The 15,025-nt window shown below is 57.1% G+C and carries 11 protein-coding genes; 10 read left to right on the plus strand and 1 reads right to left on the minus strand.

All coding sequences use genetic code 11. The annotated features are described in order from the left end of the window. Window positions 1-86 precede the first annotated feature (86 nt). Genes HMPREF2854_RS00745 through HMPREF2854_RS00755 form a run of 3 tightly spaced genes read left to right on the plus strand, consistent with a single transcriptional unit; the run spans window position 87 to window position 2,646 of the window. Entirely contained in the window at window positions 87-1,004 is a 918-nt protein-coding gene (locus tag HMPREF2854_RS00745; protein WP_070617692.1) for a metal ABC transporter substrate-binding protein, read from the plus strand. A 2-nt stretch (window positions 1,005-1,006) separates the two neighbouring features. Next, window positions 1,007-1,768: a metal ABC transporter ATP-binding protein gene (locus tag HMPREF2854_RS00750; RefSeq protein ID WP_083309302.1), complete on the plus strand. Its 762-nt coding sequence runs from the start codon at window positions 1,007-1,009 to the stop codon at window positions 1,766-1,768. Beyond that, on the plus strand, window positions 1,765-2,646 hold the full coding sequence (locus HMPREF2854_RS00755; RefSeq protein WP_070617695.1) for a metal ABC transporter permease: 882 nt from the start codon (window positions 1,765-1,767) through the stop codon (window positions 2,644-2,646). Before HMPREF2854_RS00750 ends, HMPREF2854_RS00755 begins: the two co-directional genes overlap by 4 nt. A 157-nt stretch (window positions 2,647-2,803) precedes the next feature. Here HMPREF2854_RS00755 and HMPREF2854_RS00760 read toward each other — a convergent pair whose 3' ends face one another. Then, complete coding sequence (locus tag HMPREF2854_RS00760; protein ID WP_148130863.1) at window positions 2,804-4,270, minus strand: NAD-dependent succinate-semialdehyde dehydrogenase; 1,467 nt, start codon at window positions 4,268-4,270, stop codon at window positions 2,804-2,806. A 292-nt stretch (window positions 4,271-4,562) separates the two neighbouring features. Here HMPREF2854_RS00760 and HMPREF2854_RS00765 point away from each other — a divergent pair, with 292 nt between their 5' ends. The 7 genes from HMPREF2854_RS00765 to valS all read left to right on the plus strand — a co-directional run bounded on the left by HMPREF2854_RS00765 (window position 4,563) and on the right by valS (window position 15,018). Next, on the plus strand, window positions 4,563-6,056 hold the full coding sequence (locus HMPREF2854_RS00765; RefSeq protein WP_070617701.1) for a fumarylacetoacetate hydrolase family protein: 1,494 nt from the start codon (window positions 4,563-4,565) through the stop codon (window positions 6,054-6,056). A gap of 21 nt (window positions 6,057-6,077) precedes the next feature. After that, window positions 6,078-7,610 carry a 5-carboxymethyl-2-hydroxymuconate semialdehyde dehydrogenase gene (gene hpaE / locus HMPREF2854_RS00770; RefSeq protein WP_070617704.1) on the plus strand — a complete coding sequence of 511 codons (1,533 nt, stop codon included), beginning with the start codon at window positions 6,078-6,080 and terminating at the stop codon, window positions 7,608-7,610. A 91-nt stretch (window positions 7,611-7,701) separates the two neighbouring features. Further along, window positions 7,702-8,784, plus strand: coding sequence for a 3,4-dihydroxyphenylacetate 2,3-dioxygenase (hpaD, locus tag HMPREF2854_RS00775; protein ID WP_070617707.1), 1,083 nt, complete (start codon window positions 7,702-7,704; stop codon window positions 8,782-8,784). 153 nt (window positions 8,785-8,937) lie between these two features. Next, window positions 8,938-9,612 (plus strand): GntR family transcriptional regulator, encoded by a 675-nt coding sequence (locus tag HMPREF2854_RS00780; RefSeq protein ID WP_034508145.1) that lies wholly within the window; start codon window positions 8,938-8,940, stop codon window positions 9,610-9,612. Between the two features lie 343 nt (window positions 9,613-9,955). Continuing rightward, window positions 9,956-11,371, plus strand: coding sequence for an MFS transporter (locus tag HMPREF2854_RS00785; RefSeq protein WP_070617710.1), 1,416 nt, complete (start codon window positions 9,956-9,958; stop codon window positions 11,369-11,371). A gap of 134 nt (window positions 11,372-11,505) precedes the next feature. Next, window positions 11,506-12,225 carry an IclR family transcriptional regulator gene (locus tag HMPREF2854_RS00790; protein WP_148130864.1) on the plus strand — a complete coding sequence of 240 codons (720 nt, stop codon included), beginning with the start codon at window positions 11,506-11,508 and terminating at the stop codon, window positions 12,223-12,225. 126 nt (window positions 12,226-12,351) lie between these two features. Next, a complete protein-coding gene (gene valS / locus HMPREF2854_RS00795; RefSeq protein ID WP_070617716.1) occupies window positions 12,352-15,018 on the plus strand; it encodes a valine--tRNA ligase in 2,667 nt (888 codons plus the stop codon). Window positions 15,019-15,025 lie beyond the last annotated feature (7 nt).

The raw sequence follows: 15,025 nt of genomic DNA on the forward strand, positions 1-15,025 counted from the left end.
CGTGCCCGCGCTGAACGCGCCTTCGCGAATTGTGACACGTTTTAAACCGTCTTGCATTTTTCGGGCGACCGAAATATCTTATTTACATGACCGAAAGAAAAGAAAAGATTGCGGCGAAACTCGCTGCCCTTGGCGCCGTTATAGCGCTCTCCATTCCGTTGGCCGCATGCTCGCCAGAGACATCCGAAGACGCAAAGCCACAGGTTCTAACCACATTTACAGTGATTGCAGACATGGCTCAAAACGTTGCGGGCGAGCGCCTCGACGTCCACTCCATCACCAAACCCGATGCGGAAATCCACGAGTACCAACCAACTCCCGATGACATCAAACGGGCCGAGAGCGCGGACCTAATCTTGAACAACGGCCTCGACCTCGAACGCTGGTTTGAAAAGTTTGTGACCAACACCGACGCGCAAACCGCAGTGCTTTCCGAAGGCATCACACCCATCCCTATTTCTGAGGGCGATTATGCGGGCCACCCCAACCCACACGCTTGGATGTCCCCCGCTGCCGGCGTGAAATATGTTGAGAACATCGTGAAGGCCTTTAGCGAGCTCGATCCGGAGGGTGCCGATTACTACGAAAAGAATGGCAAGGAATACGCCGCCAAGATCGAGGCTGTGGGCAAGCAGATGGAAGAAGAACTGCAAACCCTGGAGCCCGACCAGCGCGCGCTGGTGACTTGCGAGGGAGCGTTCAGCTACCTTGCCCGGGACGCAGGTCTACAAGAAAAGTACCTGTGGGCCGTAAATGCTGAGGGGGCGCTCACCCCCGCTCGCGTGGCTGATGTTGAGAATTTTGTTAGGACCAACAAAATCCCGTCCGTATTTTGCGAGTCCACGGTTGGCGACAAGATGAAACCAATCGTGCAGGCTACCGGCACCGAGTACGGGGGCACTCTTTACGTTGACTCACTAACCGGCCCGGACGGGGACGTGCCCACCTACCTCGACCTGCTACGCTACGATGCCGAGCTGATCACGAAGGGACTCAGCAAGTGACAATGACAGCAATGCAGGTGGAACAAAGCACGCCTTCGGTCGAGCCGGGCGTTGCCCTTACCATCCGCGATTTGCATGTCTCCTACGGCAAGGTTCATGCCCTTACCGGCGTGGATCTTGCCGTAAGGCAGGGCACGATCATGGCGGTTGTAGGCATGAATGGCTCGGGCAAATCTACCCTGTTTAACTCGATCATGGGACTAGTGCCAACCAGGTCCGGCGAAATCCGCGTGTGCGCAAAAAGTAGTTACGAGGCCCGCCGCGCCGGCCTCATCGGCTATGTTCCCCAAAATGACGGCATAGACAAAGACTTCCCCATCACTGTAGGAGAAGTCGTGATGATGGGCCGCTACGGAAAAATGAACTGGCGTCGAAAGCCGCGGCCATCCGACGTGGAGGCCGTAGCGAGCGCCCTCGAAATTGTGGGGCTTACCGACCTGACTGATCGCCCCATTGGGGCACTGTCTGGAGGGCAGCGAAAGCGTGCCTTTGTAGCGCGAGCCGTAGCCCAGGGCGCGCACGTGATACTCCTCGATGAGCCCTTTGCTGGCGTGGACTACACCAGCGAAGCTTTGATCACCGACCTACTTAAACAGCTGGCCATCGCGGGCACTACCCTGCTGATCTCCACTCACGACCTCGCCTCAATCCATAAGTTCGCAGACGAGGTAGCTCTGCTTAACCGAAAGATTTACACCGTAGACACTCCCGAGCGCGCCCTCGTGGAAGAAAATCTGCTCCACGTTTTTAGCGAGACAAAATGAACATAAGTACCTGGCTGTGGCTAACGTTTGGCGAGATGTGGACGCATTCGTTCATGGTTCGCGGATATGCGGTGACGCTGCTGGCTGCCATGGTGTGCGCACTAATGTCATGCTGGCTGGTTCTGGTGGGATGGTCCTTGATGGGAGACGCGCTCTCTCACGCCGTTGTTCCCGGCATTGTGGTTGCATACATTGTTGGCATCCCATTCTCACTGGGCGCCTTTCTCGCTGCCCTCGCCTGCGTTGGCCTGATCGGCGCCTTGAAACACACGTCAAAAATCAAAGAGGACACAGCGATGGGCGTCGTGTTCACCACCATGCTTGCACTGGGGCTCACTCTCATATCGATATTCCCAAGCCACATCGATCTGCAGCACATCATGTTTGGCGACCTGCTTGGCATAACCAATGAGGACATGTTGCAGGTTATGATTCTAGCGCCGCTGGCCGGCATCACCGTGTGGCTGAAACGCCGTGACCTGACCCTGTTCGCATTCGACCCGGCGCACGCCTCCACAATCGGCCTGTCCACCAAGCGACTTTCCGCACTGCTACTTTCTTGCCTTGCGATCACGGTTGTGGTTGCTATGCAGGCGGTAGGCATGATTTTGATTGTGGCTCTGCTGATCATTCCGGGCGCCACCGCATTCTTGCTCACGGATAGCTTCCGCACCCAGCTATGGGTATCACCCCTGATTTCCGCAATATGCGTAACCATAGGCATTTACCTGTCCTACTGGTTCAATATGGCATCGGGCGCAACCGTGGTAACCGTCTCCGGCTTCGTTTTTGCCCTCGTATACGCTTGGTCCACGTTGCGCGCACGAGCGTCACTACATCGCGAAGCTCGTTCGACTTCCGAGGCTGTTGCCGCGTGATTTCAAGCAGAAGGCTACTGCGTTAGCCCCCTGCTGCACACGTCCATGTGGGCCAACAGAGAGTGCGGGACGACCAGAAACTAGCGTCCCGCAAAGAAGCGTCAACACGCAGTGAGGGCGTCCGCATTTGGCGGACGCCCTCTTTTAAAGCGGCTAGCTATGCGCGCGGAGTACCGAGGTAGATGGTTTCCAGGTACTCCTCGATTCCCTCAACACCGCCCTCACGACCAAGCCCGGAGGCCTTTACCCCACCAAAGGGAGCGGCCGCATTCGAGATTGTGCCCGAGTTTACGCCGATCATGCCCACCTCAAGCTCTTCACCCAGGCGAATGATCCGCTGCATGTCCTTGGTGTAAACATATCCGGCCAGACCGTACTGGGACTTGTTGGCCAGTTCAAGTACTTCCTCTTCACTCGCAAACGAGTAGACGGGCGCAACCGGGCCAAACACCTCTTCTTCCAGCAGTGGGTTGTCGGCGCCTTCCACCGTAAGTACCGTGGGTGGGAAGAAGAAACCGGGCTGGTCCAGGCGTTTGCCTCCAACCTCGATTTTCGCGCCTGCAGCCACGGACCTTTCCACCAGCTCTTCAACCGACGCCAGCTGCCTTGCCGACACGATTGGCCCTACGTCCACGCCTTCTTCCATACCGTTGCCGACCACCATCTTGCTCATGCCCGCAGCAAACTTTTGCGTGAACTCCTTGGCTACCGACTCGTGCACGTAGAAGCGCGAGGCCGCGTTACAGGCCTCTCCCATGTTGCGCATCTTTGTTGCAAGAGCCGCCTTAACGGCAAGGTCAATATCGGCGTCCTCAAATACGATAAACGGCGCCAGACCACCCAGTTCCATGGAGGTGCGCAAAACATTTTGCGCAGCCTCACGCAGCAACGCTCGCCCAACCTGGGTGGAACCGGTGAATGACAGTTTGCGCAGACGCGAATCTTGGATCATCGGGCCGGTCATAGCCGGCGTTGACGAGGTTGGAACAATGTTCACTACGCCGCGGGGCACCCCTACTTCTTCCAACACGCGTACAAAAAGTAGCGAGGTGAGGGGCGTTGCCTCGGCCGGCTTCAAAATAGTGGTACAACCTGCGGCAAGAGCCGGAGCCACTTTTCGGGTAGCCATAGCGAGGGGGAAGTTCCACGGCGTCACCAGCAAGCACGGGCCCACCGGCCTCTTGATCGTGACTACCTGAATGTTGCCCTCCGGCGTCGGATAGTAGTTCCCCATGGTGCGCGTAGCGCCCTCTGCAAACCAGCGGAGGAACTCCGCGCCGTAGGCGACCTCTCCATACGCCTGATCCAGGGGCTTGCCCATTTCGGCGGTCATCACGGCCGCAAAGTCATCTTTCAACTCGACTACGCGATCAAACGCGTCCCACAGAATCTGTGCGCGCTTTCGCGAGGGGGTCCGGGCCCATTCACGTTGGGCGGCAACCGCAGCGTCAAGTGCAGCCATCCCATCTTCGGGAGTTGCGGAAGCCACGTCGGCAAGCTTTTCTTCGGTAGCCGGGTTAATAACGGTGAAGGTTTCTCCGTTGGAGGAATCTCTCCACTCGCCATTGACGTACAACCGAGTTGGAACTCTTCCAATAACTTCGTCGACCTTAATATTCGCCACGGGTAGCTCCTTTGCTCTTATTTCCACTCGAGCTCTCTGCAAAGCGAGTGGGTAACGCCCATTTTTAGGCCTGGTTTTCACGAACTGAAACCAACACTAAAATCATATACGTTTTTACAAACAGATCCGACTATTTGCCAAAGTCTCTCAATATTAGAAAATCTATTGACGCACATCACACTTTGCCGTACTGTTTCGCGTAGATCATATACGATATTGTAAGTGTTGACTAAAAGGGGCAACGAAGCCTCAAGTGGATAGCCGCTGAAGAGCAGTAAGAAGGTTTCATTTCATGGACATTATTACTCAAACACTTGGAAAGCGACCGGGCAAGATTTTTGCCGTCCACCTTTCCTACAAGTCACGCGCCAACCAGCGCGGCCGCACTCCAAAATACCCCTCCTATTTCTTTAAGGCTCCATCGTCGCTGACCGGTTCTGACGTTGTCGTGCGCCCAGAAGGCACCGAGCTTCTTGGTTTCGAGGGCGAAGTTGCGGTCGTAATCGGGAAAGAAGCGCGCAATGTAAGTGTTGCTAACGCTTGGGGTCACGTCGGCTGGATCACGGCTTCCAATGACCTCGGTCTGCATGACATGCGTTACGCGGACAAGGGCTCAAACGTGCGCTCCAAGTCCGGCGACGGCTACACGCCGGTTGGCCCCACCCTCCTCGACGCGAGCGAGCTGAGCGAGGATCGCATTGGCGTACGCACGTGGTTGGATGGCCAGTTGGTATCAGATGATTCCACAGCGGGAATGCTCTTCTCGATCTCCACGATGGTTGCCGACCTTTCACGCCTGCTCACCTTAGAAGAGGGCGACGTGATCCTCACCGGCGTTCCGGCCGGCGCATCCGTTGCCGAACCCGGCCAGGTGATCGAAGTTGAGGTGTTCGACCTGGATCGCCCCGAGGTAACCACGGGCAAGCTGCGCACCGAAGTGAAGTCCGGCCCCGCTCTGGCCGAGGTTGGTAATCCTCCCAAGGTTGATGACAAGCAGCGCTCTGACGCGTGGGGCTACCCCATCGGCGAAGAGGCCGAGAAGGCCGCCCAGACCGCACCTTTGGACCCGCAGCTTCGCGCCCGCCTCGAAAATGTTGCGGTAGCTACCCTTTCAGTACAGCTACGCTCGCGGGGATTCAACGAGGTTTCCTTCGACGGCGTGACGCCGCTACGTCCCGGTATGAAGATCGTTGGCACCGCCCGCACGCTTCGCTACCTGCCCTACCGCAAAGACTTGTTCGACAAGATGGGCGGCGGCTTCAACCATCAGAAGCAGGCAATCGACTCTGTGGGTGAAGGCGAAGTTCTCGTCATGGAGGCGCGCCGCGACAACACTGCAGGCACGCTCGGTGACATCCTGGCCCTACGTGCCAAGGTACGCGGAGCGGCCGGCGTCATTACCGACGGTTCGGTACGAGACGCGGCAGCCGTAGCAGAAGTTGGTATTCCCGTGTTCTGCGGGGGCCAGCACCCGGCCGTACTCGGCCGGCGCCACGTGCCCTACGAGCACGACGTGACCATTTCTTGCGGCGGCGCAACCGTCATGGTTGGCGACGTAATCGTTGCAGATGACGACGGCGCGATCGTGATTCCCCGCCACCTCGTGGAAGAGGTGGTTGCGGCCGCAGAAGACCAAGAGCACCGCGAAACGTTCATCGCCCAGATGGTTGCCGAGGGCGCCAGTGTTGACGGCCTTTACCCCATCAAGAAACCCGAATGGAAGACGCGCTACGAGGCATGGCTGCAAGACAATCCGCTGCCGTCCTCGCTTCGCGAGTCAAAGTAACCTCACGTTCAAAGGAGAAACATGACGAAGCGTCCAGCAAACCTACCCGAGCGCATTCAGCACTACATTGATGGCCAGAACGTGGACTCGGTAAGCGGTGAAACCTTCGACGTAATCGAACCCACCACCAACGAGGCCTACATTAAGTGTGCGTCCGGCGACAAGGCCGACGTGGACCTCGCGGCCGCGACTGCCCGCAAGGCGTTCGACGAGGGCGAATGGCCGCGCATGCTACCTCGCCAGCGCGCCCAGGTGCTCTACCGCATTGCAGATGAGGTTTCTAAGCTAAACGAGGAGCTCGGCGCAATCGAGTCGTTTGACTCCGGCCTACCGATCCGCCAGGCCAAGGGCCAGGCCAACCGTGCGGCGGAGAACTTCCGCTTCTTTGCCGACCTAATCGTTGCCCAGCACGACAACGCGTTCAAAATGCCCGGCCGCCAGATTAACTACGTTAACCGCAAGCCCAAGGGCGTTGCCGGCCTCATTACCCCGTGGAACACGCCGTTCATGCAGGAGTCGTGGAAGCTTGCCCCGGCCCTTGCCTCCGGTTGTACAGTCATTTTGAAGCCCGCTGAGTTCACCCCGACCTCGGCCTCGCTATGGCCGGGAATCTTTGAACGTGCCGGCCTTCCCAAGGGCGTATTCAACATGGTGCACGGCTTTGGTGAAACCGCTGGTGATTCGCTGGTGAAGCACCCGGACGTGAACCTGATTTCGTTCACCGGCGAAGTTGGAACCGGCAAGATCATTTACGGAAACTGCGCTCCAAACATGAAGTCCATGTCCATGGAGCTCGGTGGCAAGTCCCCTGCCGTAATTTTTGCTGATGCAGATTTCGAGGCCGCACTCGACTCCACCTTGTTTGGCGTTTACTCACTGAATGGTGAGCGCTGCACCGCGTCCTCGCGCATCCTCGTTGAGCGCCCCATTTACGATAAGTTCGTAGAGGCATATGCACAGCGCGCCAAGAAGGTAGTGGTGGGAGACCCGGCAGATCCGACCACCGAGATCGGCGCTCTGGTACACCCCGAGCACTACGACAAGGTCATGAGCTACATCGAGATTGGCAAGAGCGAAGCTCGCCTGATTGCCGGCGGTAAGCGTCCCGAGGGCCTTGACAAGGGCAACTACGTTGAGGCAACCGCATTTGCGGACGTGCCGCGCGACGCGCGAATCTTCCAGGAGGAAATCTTCGGCCCCGTCGTTGCAATCACGCCATTCGACACGGAAGAAGAAGCCCTGGAACTGGCCAACGCAGTGGAATACGGCCTCGCCGCATACGTGTGGACCAAGGACGTAACGCGCGCCCACAACTTCGCGCACGGCATTGAATCCGGAATGGTCTGGATCAACTCGCATAACGTTCGTGACCTGCGCACCCCGTTTGGCGGCGTGAAGTCTTCCGGTCTTGGCCAGGAAGGCGGATACCGTTCGCTGGACTTCTACTCTGACCAGCAGGCAATCCACCTCACCCTCGGTGACGTGCACACCACCAGGTTTGGCGCAACAGGATACGCCGATAACGACCTCGGGCTCGGCGGCCCCAGCGCATAACCCACCAGCTTTGCCGGCCTTCAAACCGGGGTCGGCAAAGCAGATTTCAATGACGAAACCCTTAACCACCCCGTAGCCAAAGGAGCCTAACATGTCCCAAATCAAGCCGATTGAACTACCTGATCTACCCGCACCTGACATCTTGCGCTGTGCATACATGGAGCTGATCGTCACCGACCTTGCCAAGTCGCGCGAGTTCTACGTTGACGCTCTCGGCCTGGTAGTCACCTACGAAGATGATGAGGTCATCTACCTGCGTAGCTTCGAAGAGTTCATCCACCACAACCTCATCCTTCGTAAGGGCAACGAGGCTGCGGTGCGCGTGTTCTCTTACCGCGTGCGCACGCCCGAAGACCTAGACAAGGCCGTTGCCTACTACGAGGCGCTTGGCTGTGACGTTCGCCGTGAGAAGGAAGGCTTTGTGAAGGGCGTTGGTGACTCGGTGCGCGTGCTCGATCCGCTGGGCTTCCCTTACGAGTTCTTCTACGAGACCGAGCATCAAAGGCGCATGTGTTGGGATTACGACAAGCAGGGTGCGGGCGCCCTGGTGCGCCTGGATCACTTCAACCAGGTGTTCCCCGATGTGGAAGCTGGTGCGAAGTATCTTGAGCATGGCCTTGGCTTCAAGCGCACCGAGGATATTGAGGATGAGGACGGCGTAACCTACGCAGCTTGGTTTGCTCGCAAGCAGACGGTTCATGACACCGCCTTGACCGGCGGCAAGGGCCCGCGCATGCACCACGTTGCTTTCGCTACCCACGAGAAGCACAACATTCTCTACATTTGCGACAAGCTGGGCGCAATGCGCATGTCGGACCAGATTGAGCGCGGCCCGGGACGCCACGGCGTTTCGAACGCGTTCTACCTCTACCTGCGTGATCCGGATGGTCACCGCGTGGAGATCTACACGCAGGACTACTACACGGGTGACCCGGACAACCCGTTGGTTACGTGGGACGTGCATGATAACCAGCGTCGCGACTGGTGGGGCCACCAGGTTGTGCCGTCCTGGTACACCGAGGCTTCCCGCGTTGTGGACCTGGATGGAAACCTCGTTCCGCTTATCGAGCGGGAGGCGCCGAAGGAGATGGACGTGACGATTGGAGCCGACGGCTTCTCATACACCCGTAAGGGCGATACGGAGAAGGGCTTCAAGGTAGGCGAACAGCTCTAGAACGAACAAAAGTTTTGCCGGCCCAAAGCACTTTAGCTTTGGGCCGGCAAATAATTAACTTATTTTTTATGGATTCTTTAGATATGATAAATAAAGAGAACGCTAAGAAATCTAAGGGTCTTGGTGCTTCTGGCACTTTAGAAAGCAGGCACGATGACGGAACATGCTGGGGGATCTATTTCGAAGTCCGAAAGGGTTTATCGGACTTTGCGCCAAGGAATCCTCTCCGGTCGGTATTCGGCTGGTTATCGTCTGGTTCTTGACCGTATTGCTCGCGAAATTGGGGTGTCTGCTGTCCCTGTAAGAGAGGCTGTTCGCCGTCTAGAGGCTGAAGGCCTCGTGGAGTTCCAGCGAAATGTTGGCGCGATCGTTACTGGTGTGGATAAAAAGGACTATGCGGTAACGATGGAAACGATGGCGGTTATGGAAGGCTACGCCACCGCTTTGTCCATCCCCTACCTGGCTGAAGAAGACCTGAAAGAGGCTCACGAACTTAACGATCAAATGCGCGAACTGCTGGTTGGAGAGTTTGATCCGCGCAAGTTCACCACGCTCAATAACAGGTTCCACCGAATCTTGACTCAGCGCTGCCCTAACCACAGGCTTTTTGATTTGCTTGAGCGCGAATGGGACCGCATTACGATCATTCGCAGATCTGCATTTGCATTTGACCCAAGCTACTCGACGCGGTCAGTGGACGAGCATGAAGAGATCTTGAAGTTGATTGAAGAGGGTTCACCTTCGGTTGATGTAGAGCTTTTGGTTCGCGAACACAAGATGCGCACGATGCGCAAGTACATCGCTACAGATCACAAGCCCGCCTATTAGCGAGGTCTCCAACTATAGGGACGTGACCACTATTCGGTCACAAAGCTAAGCCCCCGATGTTCGCTCTGCTACGAAAGAGCTACATCGGGGTTTTTGACGCCTTGGCGATTTCCTTGATGTAGAAGGGTTTTGAGGCGCCCTCGGCGACGTTGCACGTTTTTCCTAAGTGTCGGCCATATTTGCGGGCGGGAAGCATTGCGAAGATGCGTAGCTCAACTAAACTGTAAATCGTATACGACGATGTATATGTTTTCCGTTTTGAGTACTGCAATGCCGTAGCTTAAGACACCTACCCGCTTGTCGGACACCCACCAATCGTCCCGCCCACGCACAGGAGGCCACCGTGGCAAACAATCGCCTCATTCTTAGCCCAAAGAAGAAGGAAGATCGCAAGGTTGCAGTCGCAACCCTTGTAGGCACCACCGTTGAGTGGTACGACTTCTTCATTTACTCCAACGCAGTCGCCTTGATTTTCGGCCCGCTGTTCTTTGATCCCCTGGCACAGGACAACGCTTTCCTAGGACAGATCATTGGTTTTGCAACCGTTGGCATCAGCTTTTTCTTCCGCCCACTGGGGGCGATGGTGGCGGGCACACTCGGTGACAAGCTTGGCCGCAAATCGATGATGGTAGCAACCTTGATCCTCATGGGTCTTGCAACCGTATTGATTGGCCTGCTGCCCACCTACCAAACAATCGGTATTTGGGCTCCGATCCTGCTTGTGTTGCTACGAATCGTTCAAGGATTCTCGGCCGGCGGCGAGTGGGGCGGAGCCACCCTCATGGCAGTAGAACACGCACCTGCCAACAGGCGCGGCTGGTACGGCGGCTTCCCCCAGGTTGGCGTGCCACTGGGCATGCTCACTGCCACGGGCGTCCTCGCTATCGTGCATGCTATTTCTGGCGATGCCTTCAATACCTGGGGATGGCGAGTACCGTTCCTCTTCTCAATCGTCATGATCGCCATCGGCATGTTCATCCGCCTAGGCGTAGCCGAATCCCCCATCTTCGAGGAGGTCTCGAAGGACGCCGATCAGCTGCGCTTGCCCATCGTGCAGATGTTCAAGTACAACGGCAAGCAACTGGTACAGGGCGCCCTCGCATTCATGGGTAACGGAGTGGTTGGCTACATGATCACCGGAGGGTTCATCCTGGCCTACACTTCCGGACCCAACGGCATGGGCCTTGACGGAAACAAGATGCTGAACATCATCACGCTGGCCTCCGCCTCCTGGATTGTCACCACCCTGTTTGCGGCCTGGATCTCAGACAGGATAGGCCGCGTGCGCACCTTCCAGATCGGCTTCGTTCTAAATCTGGTCTGGGTATTCCCCCTCTTTATGCTGATCAATACCGGCGAGTGGTCAAACATTATGCTTGGCGTCTTGCCGTTGACGATTGGCCTAGGCCTCACCTACGGACCACAGTCTGCAATGTTTGCCGAGATTTTCCCGGCCCGAGTCCGTTACTCAGGAGCGGGCCTTGCGTACGCGATTGGGGCGATTCTAGGCGGAGCGTTCTCGCCGCTCATCTCCACCTTCTTGTACGGCAAGTTCGGAACCTCCACGGCAATCTCAATCTACCTATTTACTTTCACGGCCATTGGGTTGATCGCGGTATCAACTATCAAAGACCGCACGGGGCTACCGCTGGGTAAGGAAGCCAACGACATTCCCGGCAATGCGCAGCTAGAGGCCGCGGTTGCGGCGCAGAAGGTTTCCGGTACGCCAGCAACGTTTGAGCACGGCGCTGGATACTAACCGTTAAAGCCGTAGAGCCCCTCGGAACGTCCACCCCGAGGGGCTCTAGCACCTGTGGTTCCAGCCCAACCGCACACACCTGGTAGATTTGTATACGATCTTGATTTTTTAGACCGGATTTAGGTGTGTCCAATGTGGACACCGCTACTTCACAGGTGGGGAGGCTACCGATGGCGGCACGCGCAGATATCACCCAAACGCTGTCTCGCGGTATATCGATTCTCGAAGTACTTGCCCAGTCCCCCGCACCCCTGTCCACCACAGACCTGGCCGACTACCTGGATGTACCGCGCACCAACGTTAACCGGCTACTAAACACGCTGCTAGCACACGACCTCATTTCTGGATCTTCCAAGGGGTGGCGAATCGGTGCTGGCATTCACAAGCTAGCCGACACCAAGTCGCAGGTGGTTGATGAGACCCCGGATGTGCTTAAGCGCATCGCGAATCGCCTGGATATGACGGCGTTCCTCGTCCACGCACGCAACGAAATGTGCGTCACGTTGGCATGCGCAGAAATTCCGCGTGAGGGCGCAACCCTGGTACAGCGGCCCGGAACTGTTCACTCCTTGCAAGTGGGAGCACCTGGTATAGCCCTCCTCGTCTCAATGGGAGACCGAATGGGATCGGCAGAGCTCAAAGAGCTTGCCGGGTCCAAGTTTGAGGAAGTCAAACGCGCCCGCCGGCGCGGGTGGGCCTACTCTAAAGATGAAGTAATCCCGGGTCTCACCTCCGTTGCCGTGCCCGTACGGGGCACGTACATGGAGCCCACCGCCCTCGCCATCGTCACTCTCACCGAACCGAACATTGATGAGGTTGTGGCTGTACTGCGCGCGGAGATCCAAACTCTTTAACGTGATCCCTCCCACCCAAAAGGCGGCGAATCGCGCCTGGGAATTTCGTAGCTGATAGCATGAGCGATAGCCTTAAAACAGACGTGTAAACTCGTCTATTTATCGTTATCACCAGGAGACTAAAGCATGTCACCATCTGCGCAAGATACCGGACACAACAAGCTGCCAGCACCGGTTGTTCCGGATCGCGTGAGCGCTGACGGCCTCGAAGAAAAATGGATGGCCAAGTGGGATGAGCGCGGCGTTTACGCGTTCGATCGCGAAACCACCCGTAAAGAGGTGTATTCGATTGACACTCCCCCACCTACGGTTTCAGGATCTTTGCACGTAGGCCACGTGTTCTCCTACACCCACACCGACACGGTTGCGCGTTATCAGCGGATGCGCGGCAAGAACGTGTTCTACCCGATGGGTTGGGATGACAATGGGCTGCCCACCGAGCGTCGCGTGCAGAACTACTACGGTGTTCGTTGTGACCCGTCACTGCCCTACCAGCCAGACTTTAAGCCGCCATTTGAGGGTAATGCGAAGTCGGTGAAGAACCGCGACCAGGTACCGATCTCGCGGAAGAACTTTATTGAGCTGTGCTTGAAGCTGACGGCCGAGGATGAGAAGGGCTTTGAGGAGCTGTGGCGCCGGCTCGGCCTTTCGGTTGACTGGGATCACAACTACCAGACCATTGGTGAGCGTGCGCAGCGAGTTGCCCAAGCTGGTTTCTTACGTAACCTCGCTCGCGGCGAGGCATATCAGGCGGAAGCACCTGGCCTTTGGGACGTGACGTTCCAGACCGCTGTGGCCCAAGCCGAGTTGGAGGCGCGCGAGTACCCCGGTTTCTTCCACTCATTTGCGTTCCACGGTAAGGACGGCGACGTGGTTATTGAGACCACCCGCCCCGAGCTTTTACCCGCATGTGTTGCGCTGATCGCTCACCCGGATGATGAGCGTTACTCCGGCCTGTTTGGCACCACGGTGAAGTCCCCTGGCTTCAATGTTGAGGTTCCCGTCCTGCCGCACCCGATGGCGGAGATGGATAAGGGTTCGGGTATCGCGATGTGCTGTACTTTTGGCGATCTCGTTGACGTGCAGTGGTGGCGCGAGCTCGACCTGCCGATGCGTTCGATTTTGGAAAAGGATGGCCGCATCCAGCTTGGCGTTCCCGAGTGGATTGAGGATGAGGCTGGTGCACAGCTGTTCCACGAGATCGAGGGGAAGACTACGTTCTCAGCGCGTGAAGTTATTGTGAAGCATCTGGCCAGTACGGGTGAGATGATTGGCGAGCCTGAGCCAACGATGCGTAACACTAACTTTTTCGAAAAGGGCGATAAGCCACTTGAAATTGTGACGTCCAGGCAGTGGTACATCCGCAACGGTGGCAAGGATTTCACTCGCCCCGGCGCGAAGGCGAATTTGAACACGGAACTGTTGGAGCGCGGCGAAGAGCTGGCGTTCCACCCTGATTTCATGAGGGTGCGCTACGACAACTGGGTGCAGGGCCTCAACTCTGACTGGCTTATTTCGCGCCAGCGTTTCTTCGGCGTTCCCCTGCCCCTTTGGTACCGCATTGATGAAGACGGGCAGGTACATTACGACGACGTGCTGGTTCCGGATGAGTCACGTTTGCCGATTGATCCCACTATCGATGTGCCGGAAGGCTACGAGGAGGGCCAGCGCAACCAGCCGGGCGGTTTTGCCGCTGAGATCGACATTATGGACACGTGGGCAACCTCGTCTCTAAGCCCCCAGGTTGCTGGCGGCTGGCTGTCTGATGACGAGCTGTTTGAGCGGGTTTATCCAATGGATCTGCGCCCGCAGGGTCAGGACATCATCCGCACTTGGCTGTTCTCCACCCTGCTTCGTGCGCACCTGGAGTTTGACGGTTTGCCGTGGAAGCACGCTGCAATCTCGGGTTGGATCCTCGACCCGGATCGCAAGAAGATGTCGAAGTCTAAGGGCAACGTGGTAACCCCCATGGGCTTGTTGGACAAGCACGGTTCAGATGCGGTGCGCTATTGGGCGGCATCGGCTCGCCTGGGCACCGACGCGGCGTTTGACGAGGGCCAGATGAAGATTGGCCGCCGCCTTGCGATCAAGCTATTGAACGCTTCGAAGTTTGCGCTCACGATGGGCCAGGGCGCGGATCTTGATCTGCGTCCGCTGAACGTTACGGAAGACTTGGACCGCGCGGTGTTAGCGCAGTTACATGAGGTTGTGAAGACCGCTACCGAGGCAATGGAGAACTACGACCACACGCGCGCACTTGAAGCCACGGAGAAGTTCTTCTGGACGTTCTGTGATGACTACTTGGAACTGGTGAAGGAACGCGCTTACAACCGTGACGGTAAGTGGACGCCGAGTCAGGCGATGTCTGCCCGCTCTGCTCTGGCTATCACGGTTGATACGGTAGTGCGCCTATTTGCTCCGTTCTTGCCGTTTGCGGCCGAAGAGGTTTGGTCTTGGTACCGCCCCGGTTCGGTTCATAACGCGCAGTGGCCAAGCCCGCTAGATCTGCAAAACGTTGACGGTAACCCGCACATTTTGGAGGCCACATCCCAGGCTCTGGTTAAGCTTCGCCGCGTGAAGTCAGAAAACAAGGTTTCACCGCGCACCCCGTTCTTGCATGCAACTCTTGAGGTTCCGGCCGGCATGGTTGATTTGCTTGAGCTCACGCGTGATGATCTCTCGCTTGTAACTCACGTTGAGGGCCAGTTCGTCATTCGCCCATCGGCAGAAGATGAGGTTGAGGTAGTCGATTACGAGCTCGGGGAACCTCCTGCTCGCAAGCCGCGAAACTAAGGTGATC

Source organism: Actinomyces sp. HMSC075B09 (genome assembly GCF_001812395.1).
Classification (GTDB): domain Bacteria; phylum Actinomycetota; class Actinomycetes; order Actinomycetales; family Actinomycetaceae; genus Gleimia; species Gleimia europaea.

Bases quoted from the DNA above. Each gene is read 5' to 3' on its own strand.
- HMPREF2854_RS00745 (WP_070617692.1), top strand. From the start codon at position 87: ATGACCGAAAGAAAAGAAAAGATTGCGGCGAAACTCGCTGCCCTTGGC.
- HMPREF2854_RS00765 (WP_070617701.1), top strand. From the start codon at position 4,563: ATGGACATTATTACTCAAACACTTGGAAAGCGACCGGGCAAGATTTTT.
- valS (WP_070617716.1), top strand. From the start codon at position 12,352: ATGTCACCATCTGCGCAAGATACCGGACACAACAAGCTGCCAGCACCG.
- HMPREF2854_RS00780 (WP_034508145.1), top strand. From the start codon at position 8,938: ATGACGGAACATGCTGGGGGATCTATTTCGAAGTCCGAAAGGGTTTAT.
- HMPREF2854_RS00755 (WP_070617695.1), top strand. From the start codon at position 1,765: ATGAACATAAGTACCTGGCTGTGGCTAACGTTTGGCGAGATGTGGACG.
- hpaD (WP_070617707.1), top strand. From the start codon at position 7,702: ATGTCCCAAATCAAGCCGATTGAACTACCTGATCTACCCGCACCTGAC.
- hpaE (WP_070617704.1), top strand. From the start codon at position 6,078: ATGACGAAGCGTCCAGCAAACCTACCCGAGCGCATTCAGCACTACATT.
- HMPREF2854_RS00750 (WP_083309302.1), top strand. From the start codon at position 1,007: ATGACAGCAATGCAGGTGGAACAAAGCACGCCTTCGGTCGAGCCGGGC.